Here is an 11,226-nt window from a genome sequence, read left to right as displayed (position 1 = left end):
GCAGCCGGTCGCGGCGCGCTGACTCTCGGCTTTGGCGGCAACAGGTGCGGCGCATCGGCCGACGGTGGCGCGGATGAACCCGGCGGCCCGATCGATGCCGGGGTGGCCTCGCCGTGCTCGATCGAATCGAGCCGCCTGGTTTCGCGATCGATCGCCCTTACCGCGAGCCACGACGACAAAGCTGCGACATCGACCGTTCGATGGAGCGCGTCCGGCGATCCGGCGGCAAAAATCGCAATTTCCGGTGGGCTCGCCTGTCCGGCGCCCGCTCCCGGCGCGGCTAGCGTTGCGCGGATATCGGCCTGATCCGCCGGGATGTCGTAGCCGCCGGATACGATGGCGCGAACGCCTTCCGCCTCAAGCGCGGTGGCGCTGACGCGAAGCCGGCCATCTCGAACCGTGAACGGGATTTGCGCCATTGAGACCAGCAGCGCCCCGCCCGACAGCGCCGGCTCCACGATCTTGCGCAGGTGGATGTCGTCGATCGGCTCCCCGGCGTCGCCGCTGCGGATCGCAACATCAAATGCACGGGGATCGAGGCCATTGATCCGGGCGGCTTCCAGCGTCACGGTACCGTTTCCCGAAATCGCGCCGGTGAGCGCAGAGGCGCTGCGGCCCTGGCTCGCCAGCGTCATCTGCAAGGACGTGCGCCCCGGGGGCATCGCCAGGGCGCGGTAATGCAAGGCCGTACCATCGACGCCCTTGAGCTCGACGCGGGCATTGAGCGCCAGTCCGCCCGCGGTCGGCCTCGCATCGATATTGCCGCTCGCCTCGCCGCCGCCGATGCCGCCCTTGATATTATCCACGACCAGCGACTGACCGTCGCCTTTCACGGTGCCGCTGAGCGGCCGCAATTCGCCGCCGCCCGGCAGCACGCCGCGCAAAGCCTGAAATGCAATTTGTCCATGCCAGCCTTTCACAAAAGTCGTGCCGAAAGGTTCCGATGCATCGCGGCCGGCCGCGCCAATCGCGAGCAGGAAAGCCGGAGAAAGATCAAGCGCATCGAGGCCGAGTTCGCCGTCGATCCTGTGATCGCCGTCGAGCGTCATCGCCACGCGGCCGCGCAGCCGCGATCCCGCCATCGCGCCGTCAATATCGTCGAAGGTGAGCTTGCCGCCGGCGAACCCAACCCGCGATGACAGGCCGATACCCTGTGCGAGCTTGTCCGACGGTTTGAGGTCGAACAGCGGCCCGAGATTGAGGCCGTGCGCCTTCAGCGAAAGGTTGGCCTTGATCGCCTTGAGGTCGATCGCGGTGAAAGGATCGGCGGTGCCTTGCGCCTCCGCGTCGAAGCCCGCCCCGGTGAGATCGAGTTTGACGCGAAGCGGCGTTCCCCACACGCCTGTCACCGACCCCTGGAGTCGTCCCGGTCCATCGCTGGCTGCGATCACGCCGTCGAGCCCGAGCAAGGCAAGCAGCGATGCCCCCTGCTCCGACGCCAGTTTCGCGTCGACGGTGACTTCACCATGCAGGATCTTGTCGAGATCGGCGTCGCGCAGGCTTGCCGCGCCCGGCCTCGTCGTGAGCGTGATCGCGCCCTTGAACTGCGGCGCGTCGAGGTCGATCGAGACCAGCGCATTGGTGCGATCGGTACGGCCCGCTTCCTTGTCGATGGCAAGCGCAAGCTTGAGCCGCGCCGGGCCTGGACCGGATTTCATGGCATTGAGCCGCGCGGCCAGTTGCGGCCAAACCGGGGCGATCGAGCCTGCGATCTGCGATAGCGAGGGAGCACTGGAATTGAGCGCGAGTTTTCCGGTCGCATTGGTCCGGTCGAACTCACCCTTGCCCTCCAGCATGGGGCCGGTGGCTTCGCCGATCTTCAGGCTCTCAAGGGTCAGCGCCTTTGGATCGTAGCCGAATTTCGCCACGAACGGATGCAGGTCCTGCCCCGCCGAGATGGCGTGAGCGATATCGAGCGACCACGCCATTCGTTCCGGCCACTCGCTTTGCGGGCCGAGCACGGCGCGCGCAAACGCAGACGCAGTATCAAGATCGAGGCGATCGGCCTTCAGCGTCGCATCGAGCGCCGCACCGCTTGAAGCGTCGTGCGTCATGGCGATCCGCCCTTCGACGGCGCCGCCATCGATCTCGCATTTCACGTTCTCGATCGCGACGCTGTTGGCGGCGACGTTGACCTCGCCGCTCAGGCGAAACGGACCCTGGCTATGATAAGTCAGTTCGCTCCGCCCCTGCAGCCACATCATCAGCGCATCCGGGTCGGACGACTCGATGTTGAGCGCGCCCCTGAAGTGATCGGTCGTACTCTCTGGCGTTTTGCCGTTGAGCGAGATGTGGGTGGTGCCGGGAACACGGACATCAAGGCGATCGACCGCCCACGATTTCGTATCGGTGTGCAGCTCGGTCTCAAGATTCTGCAGACTGCGCCCCCCCAGCACGATCTGGTCGGCAATCAATTCAAGCTTGGCCGGAATCGGAACCTCCGGAATGGCATTCATCAAAGTGCGCAGCGCCGGCAATACCCGCACCGGCTCGGCGGCATTGTTGCCACCACTCGGTTTTGCGCCGCCTTCCTTTGCCGCGATTTCTTTGGCAGCAAACCGGTCGGCGTCGAGCTGCCGTGCCGACATGACGACGTGCAGAAGCGGCGAGACCCCGAAGCGAAGTTGGCCGGCGCCGGCCAGCTTGAGCGCGGTATCCTCCGCGCCATAGCTCGCCTCGATCTGTTCGAGTTTGCCCGCGGCATGGTCGGCCTTGATCTTGGCCGACACCCGCCAAGGCGCGCCTGGCGGCGCGGCGCCCTTTGACCCATCCTTCGGCCCGGCGGTCGCCGACCATATGATGGCGCCGTCAACGTGCGGCGCGCGCCCCTCGAAGCTCACGAGGCCGTCAAATTCCGCCGACCAGGACCGCAAGCCGGAATCGATGGCCAGATGCAGACGGGTGCCGTTCCCGTCCGCACTCTGGCCGGACGAGACACGGAATGGAAAGCGGGTGCCAGACACTGTGAAATTGCCGTCGCCCCGCACTGCCCCGGCAAGCGAACGAACATCGCCGGAAAAGGCGATATCGTTGAGCTCCAGCGTGTGGCGGCTCAGCGCGTCGTGCAGCGCCGCCCGGCCGGTGACGTGCAGCCGGTCGATCGAGAGCGAGCCCAGATTGAATTTTCCGTTTCCGGACGGCCAATCGATCCGTCCCTGCTGATCGAGCCCGAGGTCGAGCGCCATGCCGTCGATCGTCAATTCGGTGGCGCGCCATTCGCCCCGCATCAGCGAGCCAAGGCTGAACTCGACGTCGAGCTTGTCGGCCCGCACTTTGCCGAGATCGTTGGCGCCGCCGACCACCACCGAGCGCAGCCGCAGCGTTGGCGACGGCAACAGGCGCGCCTCCAGTTCACCGGCGACCCGTACCGGGGCGCCGATCACCTGGCTCGCTTCGGCCTCGAACTGCGGCCGGAATTGATTCCAGTCGACGAAATACGGCCCGATCAGCGCGGCAACCAGCGCAATGATCAGGGCGATCGCCAATCCGAGCAGCGTCGTCTGCACGGTGTCTCCTCTTGAGGGCGCGCCTCACGCGTCGCGGGCGCCTCCGGCTTCGGCCCAAGCGCCGACATTCAGGCAGGCGCCATGCCGCCGCCCCTATATATCCACATATTAAGGAGAACTATGGCGAAGTCACAGCAGCTTGGGCGCCGGACCGCTCACCAGCTTGCCGGCAGCCGCTTGAGGCCGCGCAGGACGAAGGTCGGCCGCCATTCCGGGTTGGCCGCGTCATCCAGCCGCAGGTCCGGCAAACGCCGCAGCAGGGTCGAGATCGCAATCTCGGCCTCGATGCGCGCCAGTTGCGCGCCGAGGCAGAAATGGATGCCCCCGCCGAAGGACAGCGGACGCACATTGGGCCGGGTGATATCGAGCCGGTCAGGCCGGTCGGGATAGACGGCCGGGTCGCGGTTGGCCGAGCCTAACAGGCACAGCACGCTTTCACCCTTGGCGATCTTCTTGCCGCCGAGATCGTCAATGTCTTCCAGCGTGACCCGCCCGGTCATCTGCACCGAGGAATCGTAGCGCAGAAACTCCTCGATCGCGTTGGTGATCAGTTCGGGGCGCGCCTTAAGCAGCGCCAGTTGATCCGGATTGCGATGCAACGCCAACAGCCCGTTGCCGATCAGGTTGACCGTGGTCTCGTGTCCAGCCCCGAACAGCAGGATGATGTTGGAGGTCAGCTCCTCATTTGTGAGTTTCGAGCCGTATTCCTCGGCCTGCACCAGTTGCGTGGTCAGATCGTCGCCGGGCTGTTTCCGCCGCAGTTCGAATAGCTGCTGGAAATACATCTGCGACATCATGTAGGCGGCATTGCCCTGGGCGATTTCGTCCGGCTTCAACGGCACGGGATCGAGAATGCGACCGCCGTCGCGCGAGCTGTTATAGAAAACCTCGCGGTGTTCTTCAGGAATTCCGAGCATGTCGCAGATGATGGTGACGGGCAGGCGGAAGGCGAAATCCTCGATCAGGTCCATGGATCCCTGCGGGACGATGCGATCGAGCGTCTCATCCACGATCTGCTGGATCCGCGGCCGCATGTCGTCCACCCGCCGCGCCGTGAAGGCCTTCACCACCAGGCCACGCAAGCGGCTGTGATCGGGCGGATCCTGTTGCAGCATCCAGTGGCTCATCGAGCGGAAGATCGGCTCGTCCATGATCTTCGGGCCATAGCGCCGTACCGATCGCTCGACGAAATCCTTGCCGAAGCGTTTGTCGCGCAGAACGTTGCTCACATCGGCATGGCGGCTTGCGAGATACATGCCGTGCGGCGTGACATGCACGGGATCGACGCGGCGCAGCAGGTCGTAATGCGGATAGGGATCGCGGATGAACTCCGGCGACAGCGGGTTGAACAACGGTGCGGTCGCCGCGGCCTGAGCGTGTTCGTTCATAGGCGTCTCCTCCCCGGTTTCGCCGAATATAGGGGGCTAACAACTACAGATGAAGGTCTTAGTCGAGCGGATTTGACCCTCTAGCCGCAAGGGCCGCCAAAAGGATGTCAGAATACGACGGCTTATCCGCTAGCCGGCTATCCGGTGCAAGCGGCCGGCGACGGCGCGGACCTTGCGCGGGGACGCGAACCATACCGCCAGCGCAGACAGCGCGCTCATGCCGATCCCGATGGCGAAGGCGAGCGTGTAGCTGCCCGTGACGTCATGCAGGACGCCGGTGATCCATGGACCCGCAGCGCCACCTGCCAGTGCTGCGACCATGATGGTGCCGAAAATACTGCCGTAATGCCTGCCCTGAAAGATTTCGACCACGACCGCCCCCATGATCGAGGTCAGCCCGTAACCGAGCGCACCTTGCGTGAACACCATGAGATAGACGAGCGCCATGGAATGAACCTGCGCCAGCGCCATCAGCGCGGCAAAGCAGATCGCAAAACCCGCGCAGCTGATGCTCCAGACCCATTCGCGTCCGATCCGGTCGGACACGTGTCCAAAGAAAATCTGGCCGGGAATACCGAGAAGACTGACGGCACCGAGCGACCACACACCCACTGCCGGGCTGAAGCCGATGTCGAGCAGATATTTGGTCTGATGCACCTGCACGGCGTACCAAACGTAAAGTCCGCCGAAATAGCCGGCTGACAGCCACCAAAACCGCGCCGTGCCGAACGCGCGTGACAAGGTCCAGTCGGTAGCGGCCCATTCGGGGTCGACGACGTTCGAGACCGTGTTTTTTGGCGCCGACGCCGACGGCGCGGCATCGCCGTCCGGCAGAAGACCCAGATCCTCCGGGCGCTTGCGCAGGAGAAGGTTGATCGGCGCGAGCACGATCAGAAGCAAAAGCCCCATCGCGGTGCAGGCGGTTCGCCAGCCGCCGTGGTCGATCATGACCTGCACCCAGGGCAGTAGCGTGACCGAACCGATGCCGACGCCTGCGAAAGCAACGCCAATGGCAAGGCCGCGGCGGCGATTGAACCAGTTGGGAAGATAAAACGATTGACCGGAATAGCCGAGACAGATGCTGCCGGCGCCAACCAGCACGCCGATGGTCAGATAGAGATGCCAAGGCTGCGTCGTCAGCGGCGCCAGCAGCAGCCCAGCCGCCATCAGCGCCACACCGAGCTCCATCACGCTACGCGGACCGAGACGGTCCATCAGGCGGCCGATCAAGGGGCTTACGATCGCCGAGGCGACAAAGCCGAACGAGAACGCGCCGGCGGTCACCCCGCGGTCCCATCCGAACTCGCCGAGGATCGGCGGAAACAGCAGCGAAAACGCGGTGCGGGCGTTGACACCGATCGCCATCGTGACGAAGGTTACCGCGATGATGATCCAGCCGTAGAAAAACGGAAGTCGCATCGAAGTCCTTTTTTGTCGGCTGATATCCTGGCGCGTCCCTTGGCGCCCGATGGAGAGAAACCTATATCCGTGATTGCGGGCGAAAGCGACGATCCGCGCAATAACCTGGGAGGTAAAACATGGCGCTCGGTGTCAAACAGATGATGGAAGCCGCCAACGCCGCGGTGCCGAAGATCACCGCAGCAGAGGCGCGGGAGAAGATCGCCAAGGGCAACACGCTGCTATTGGACATCCGTGACGGAACGGAAGTGCAGGCGAGCGGCAAGGCTGCCGGCGCCGTCCACGTCTCGCGGGGCCTGCTGGAATTTCGCGCCGACCCGGATTCACCCACCCACGACAAGAATTTCGCCAAGGACAAGACCGTCCTGATCTATTGCGCGTCCGGTGGCCGCGCCGCGCTGGCCGGCAAGCTGCTCAAGGACATGGGCTACCACGATGTCTACAACATCGGCGGCTTCAAGGATTGGGCCGACAGCGGCGGCGCGATCGAGAAATAGCGCACGCATGATCCAGACCCGCAGGGCCGCGTACCGGCTATTGCGCGAGCTGCGGGTGATCGCGCAGCACCTCTTCGCGGATTGAGGGCGCCCGGATCGCGCGAAACAGGATTCGCGCTGCCCGCTGGTTGTCCGTTATCAGGCACAGGCCGATGATCTGGCGCACGGCGGAGTCGCGCAGCAGGTCATCGCCGATCTTCATGGCGGTTTCCATGGCGGCGCGCGCCGCGCGCTCACAACGTTCGGCTTCGGCTGGCTGCCTCTTGTCGGCGATGTCCTCAGCCGCGCGGCATATATCACGAATGCGGTGCGCGGCCTCGATATCGCCGATCGGCCACGCAATGGGCTCTTCCCAAATATCCTTCGATTTAGGCTTGTTGAACCAGCGCATCGCCATGACGCATCTTCCCAAAACTCAACCATGCCGACGTCGGTGACTAGCGAATGGTCGGCGCCGATGGATTCACTCGCCTCACTGTGATCGGAGAGCCATCCGATTCAAAACGCAAGTCGTATTTCTTGCCGCTTCTGTCGGTCGCCGAGCAGACGACGCTGGTGACGTGACCGGTGGCGAAATTGCCGAGTTGCACGCACCTTCCCGCCGACTTCACGACCGTCGGCACCGGCAGACCATCGGCCTTTGGCTGGTTCTTCGAATTGAGCAGCATGCGGTCGACCGTCAGGTCGTATAGATTCTCGTTGGTTCGCCGGCCGTTTTCGCCGGAGAACGAGACGATGTGGCTTTGGTCGGCGGGGTCGTCGAGTGCGATGGTGAAATAGGCCCGGCCCTTCACGCTATGGGCATAGGCGACCGTGCGGCATGGAAAAGCGTGACCCGCGACATTCAGCGTGCTGCATATTCCCGTCATCAGCGCGAACAAATCGGTGTCCGGCGTCTGTGGTTTCAGCTCATCCGCGGCACCGGCGGAGGCAGGCGCCGGGCCAGCGTCCTCCGCCCGCGCAATGCCCGCGATCGCGGCGGTGAGGATCAAGGCGGTGGCACTTATTCGCCAGGACTGGCGCATTAACGGACCTCGTCGAGCTTAAGCCTGCGGAATGATCTTTCCGGGATTGAAAATGTTCTGCGGATCGAGCGCCTGCTTGATGGCGCGCATGGCGTCGATGGCCTCAGAGCCGAGTTCGCCCCTGAGATATTTCTGCTTGCCCTGCCCGATGCCGTGTTCGCCGGTGCAGGTGCCGCCCATCGACTGCGCCCGTTCGACCAGGCGATGCATGAACTCTTCGCCGCGCGCCATTTCGCCGGCGTCGTCGACGTCGCACAAGAGCGAGCAGTGGAAATTGCCGTCACCGACGTGGCCGACGATCGGCGATTGCAGCCGCAGGCGCTTCAGATCGTCCTCGGTTTCGGTGACGCAATCGGCGAGCCGCGAAATCGGAACGCACACGTCGGTCGCCACCACCCCCGCGCCGGGACGAAGCGCCTTGACAGACCAGTAGGCGTCGTGCCGCGCCTGCCACAACTTGGTGCGGTCCTCGGGCCGTGTCGTCCAGGTGAACCCACCGCCGCCGCATTCCTTGGCGATCTCGGCGAAATTCTTCGACTGCTCGGCGACGTCGGCCTCGCTGCCGTGAAATTCGAGCAGCAGCAACGGCGTCTCCGGCAAGGACAGTTTCGAATAGGAATTGCAGGCTTTGACCTGCTCGGCGTTCAAAAGTTCGATTCGCGCGACCGGAATGCCGGTCTGGATCGCCATGATCGTCGCCTGGCAGGCGCCGCGCACGCTGTCGAACGAACAGGCCGCCGCTGCAATTGTTTCGGGAATGCCGCGCAGCTTGATCGTGAGTTGGGTGATAATCCCGAGCGTGCCTTCGGCGCCGATAAACAGATGGGTGAGGTCATAACCGGCGCTGGATTTTTTCGCTCGCGTTCCGGTGGTGATGATCTCGCCGTCGCCGCGCACCACTTTGAGCGCCAGCACATTCTCGCGCATGGTGCCGTAGCGAACCGCGTTGGTGCCGGAGGCGCGGGTCGAGGCCATGCCGCCGAGCGAGGCATCGGCGCCGGGATCGATCGGAAAGAACACGCCCTGGTCGCGCAGATGCTCGTTGAGCGCCTTGCGGGTGACGCCAGGCTCGATCACACAGTCCAGATCCTCGGCGTGGACTTCCAGCACCCTGTTCATGTCGTGAAAATCGACGCAAACGCCGCCGGCGGGCGCGTTGACCTGACCCTCCAGCGACGTGCCGGTGCCAAAAGCAATCACGGGAACGCCATGGCTGGCGCAAATCCGCACCACATCCTGAACGTCGGTCGTCTCTTGCGCGAATACCACCGCATCCGGCGGCTGCGACTGGAGCCAGGTCGTGGTATGGGCATGCTGTTCGCGCACCGCCTGCGATGTGACGAGGCGATTGCCGAACCGCGCGGCGAGCTTTTCCACCGCTGCGGCAACCGCCTTCGCCTCCGCCCGCTTCGGAATATTGGTGATGGTCGTGCCCACGATAACTCCTCCCACGGAAATACCGTGGCAAAGGATATATAGAGGGTCAAGAGATGTCGGCGAGCGAAGAGAGATGGACACCATGACGACACAATCTGGCACCGGCGGGATCAATCGGCCGGCGCCATTCCTGTCTTCGGTGATGCGGATCGAACCGCAATGGATCGATTATAACGGCCATCTCAACATGGCCTATTATAATGTGATGTTCGACCGGGCGATCGACGAGCTATGGCTCGTGCTCGGCATTGGTCCGGACTACAAGAAGGCGCGCAACTTCTCGACCTTCACCGCCGAATGTCACGTCCGCTACTTGCGCGAAATTCATCTCGGCGATCCCGTGCAGATCTCGATCTATCTGCTCGACGCCGACGACAAGCGTCTGCATACATTCGAGGAGTTACGTCATGCCGGCGAAGGATGGCTGTCGGCGACATCGGAAAACATGACCCTGCATGTCGACATGGGCCTGCGAAAGACCGCGCCCTTCCCGCCTGACATCCGCACAACGATCGACGCCGTCGCCCGCGCTCATGCGTCGGTCGCAAGTCCCGAAGGCATCGGCCGGGCGATCGGAATGCCCGCGAAGAAATGATCGCTAAACCCGTGTCCTGCCGCGCGCCAGGCCGACCACAGCCGACACGATGAACAGAATGACGGCGATAAAGAAGATCGCCTTGGCGATCTCGATGGAGGCGCCTGCGACGCCGCCGAAACCCAGGACGCCGGCGATCAGCGCGATGATCAGGAAGGTGACGACCCAGCCCAACATGACATTCTCCGCTTCAAGTCTCGATTCCGGCGTCGCACTGCGAACGCTGACGCAGGCGGTGAAATAATCGTGCCCCGGAACAAAGGTTCCGCCGCCCTGGCTTGCGGAACGAACGAAAAATCCCGATTGGAGAGGAACAGACGGACAGGTGTCTAAGGGCTGGATAACTCCTGTCAAATCCGCGCCTGCACCCTATATGGGCCGTGTTCCTGTTATGAAGGCTCCCCTTTGCCGGCCTGCGGTGTAAACGTGGGCCGAGACCGAATCATGAGATGACCGAGCCGAGCCAACTGCCCCACACGAGCGTTCCCGAGCACCAGCCGTTGGCCGGTGGCATTGCCGCGCGTGCGCGCGCCGCCGCCGCGCCCACCTATCTTGCCCGCCTCAATCCCGAGCAGCGCGAGGCGGTGGAGACGCTGGATGGCCCGGTGCTGGTGCTCGCGGGTGCCGGTACCGGCAAGACCCGCGTCCTGACCTGCCGGATCGCCCATATTCTCAGCCAGGGCCGGGCGCGGCCGGGCGAAATCCTCTCGGTCACCTTCACCAACAAAGCCGCGCGCGAGATGAAACTGCGCCTCGGCCAGATGCTTGGCCAGGCCGTCGAAGGCATGCCATGGCTCGGCACCTTTCATTCCATTGGCGGGCGCATCCTGCGCACCCATGCCGAGATGGTGCAGTTGAAATCCAATTTCACCGTGCTCGATACTGACGATCAGGTCCGCCTGCTCAAGCAGCTTTTGCAGGCCGAAGGCATCGACGACAAACGCTGGCCGGCGCGGATGCTCGCCGGCCTGATCGACGGCTGGAAGAATCGCGGGCTTGGTCCATCGCAAGTGCCGTCGGGCGAAGCTGCGGTATTCGCCAACGGCAAGGGCGGCAAGCTCTATGCGAGCTATCAGGAGCGGCTGAAGATTCTCAACGCCGCCGATTTCGGCGATCTGCTGCTGGAAAACCTCCGTTTGTTCCGAGAACACCCGGATGTGCTGCGGCAATACCAGCACCGCTTCAAGTTCATTCTGGTCGACGAGTACCAGGACACCAACGTCGCGCAGTATCTCTGGTTGCGGCTGTTGTCGCAGGCGCCGTCCTCTACCTCGCCCCGCGCTTCTATCCCCTCTCCCCTTGTGGGAGCCGAGACGAGCGAAGCTCGCTCTTGGGGTGTCGAGACGCGAAGCGGCGAGG

The 11,226-nt window shown here is 63.7% G+C and carries 10 protein-coding genes; 3 read left to right on the top strand and 7 right to left on the bottom strand.

Going from position 1 to position 11,226, the window contains the following annotated elements; all coding sequences use genetic code 11:
- The 3 genes from WB528_RS11745 to WB528_RS11735 all read right to left on the bottom strand — a co-directional run.
- Positions 1–3,506, bottom strand: a 3,506-nt coding sequence (locus WB528_RS11745) for an AsmA-like C-terminal region-containing protein (RefSeq protein WP_423888581.1), incomplete at its 3' end; no start/stop codon positions are given.
- 155 nt (positions 3,507–3,661) lie between these two features.
- Positions 3,662–4,894: a cytochrome P450 gene (locus WB528_RS11740; protein ID WP_423888580.1), complete on the bottom strand. Its 1,233-nt coding sequence runs from the start codon at positions 4,892–4,894 to the stop codon at positions 3,662–3,664.
- 129 nt (positions 4,895–5,023) lie between these two features.
- Entirely contained in the window at positions 5,024–6,313 is a 1,290-nt protein-coding gene (locus WB528_RS11735; protein ID WP_423888579.1) for an MFS transporter, read from the bottom strand.
- Positions 6,314–6,432: 119 nt separating this feature from the next.
- Between WB528_RS11735 and WB528_RS11730 the strand changes: the two genes are divergently transcribed.
- A complete protein-coding gene (locus WB528_RS11730) occupies positions 6,433–6,810 on the top strand; it encodes a rhodanese-like domain-containing protein (RefSeq protein ID WP_423888578.1) in 378 nt (125 codons plus the stop codon).
- Positions 6,811–6,847: 37 nt separating this feature from the next.
- Here the strand turns inward: WB528_RS11730 and WB528_RS11725 are convergent, their stop codons facing one another.
- From WB528_RS11725 to WB528_RS11715, 3 genes are read right to left on the bottom strand one after another with little or no spacing between them, the layout of a single operon-like run.
- Positions 6,848–7,207: a hypothetical protein gene (locus WB528_RS11725; RefSeq protein WP_423888577.1), complete on the bottom strand. Its 360-nt coding sequence runs from the start codon at positions 7,205–7,207 to the stop codon at positions 6,848–6,850.
- 40 nt (positions 7,208–7,247) lie between these two features.
- Positions 7,248–7,835 carry a hypothetical protein gene (locus tag WB528_RS11720; RefSeq protein ID WP_423888576.1) on the bottom strand — a complete coding sequence of 196 codons (588 nt, stop codon included), beginning with the start codon at positions 7,833–7,835 and terminating at the stop codon, positions 7,248–7,250.
- A gap of 18 nt (positions 7,836–7,853) precedes the next feature.
- Positions 7,854–9,272, bottom strand: coding sequence for an FAD-binding oxidoreductase (locus WB528_RS11715; RefSeq protein WP_423888575.1), 1,419 nt, complete (start codon positions 9,270–9,272; stop codon positions 7,854–7,856).
- A gap of 82 nt (positions 9,273–9,354) precedes the next feature.
- On the opposite strand from WB528_RS11715, the gene WB528_RS11710 reads away from it, so the two are divergent.
- On the top strand, positions 9,355–9,867 hold the full coding sequence (locus WB528_RS11710) for a thioesterase family protein (RefSeq protein ID WP_423888574.1): 513 nt from the start codon (positions 9,355–9,357) through the stop codon (positions 9,865–9,867).
- Positions 9,868–9,870: 3 nt separating this feature from the next.
- On the opposite strand, the gene WB528_RS11705 is transcribed toward WB528_RS11710, so the two are convergent.
- Positions 9,871–10,044: a DUF1328 domain-containing protein gene (locus WB528_RS11705; RefSeq protein WP_423888573.1), complete on the bottom strand. Its 174-nt coding sequence runs from the start codon at positions 10,042–10,044 to the stop codon at positions 9,871–9,873.
- A 272-nt stretch (positions 10,045–10,316) separates the two neighbouring features.
- Here WB528_RS11705 and WB528_RS11700 point away from each other — a divergent pair.
- Positions 10,317–11,226: ATP-dependent helicase (locus tag WB528_RS11700; protein ID WP_423888572.1), on the top strand; the 910-nt coding region annotated here is incomplete at its 3' end.

The sequence above is a fragment of the Bradyrhizobium sp. genome (genome assembly GCF_049586575.1).
In the GTDB taxonomy this organism is placed as follows: Bacteria; Pseudomonadota; Alphaproteobacteria; order Rhizobiales; family Xanthobacteraceae; genus Bradyrhizobium.
Note: the sequence above shows the minus strand (reverse complement) of the source record. Positions and strands in the feature narration are given on the sequence as shown.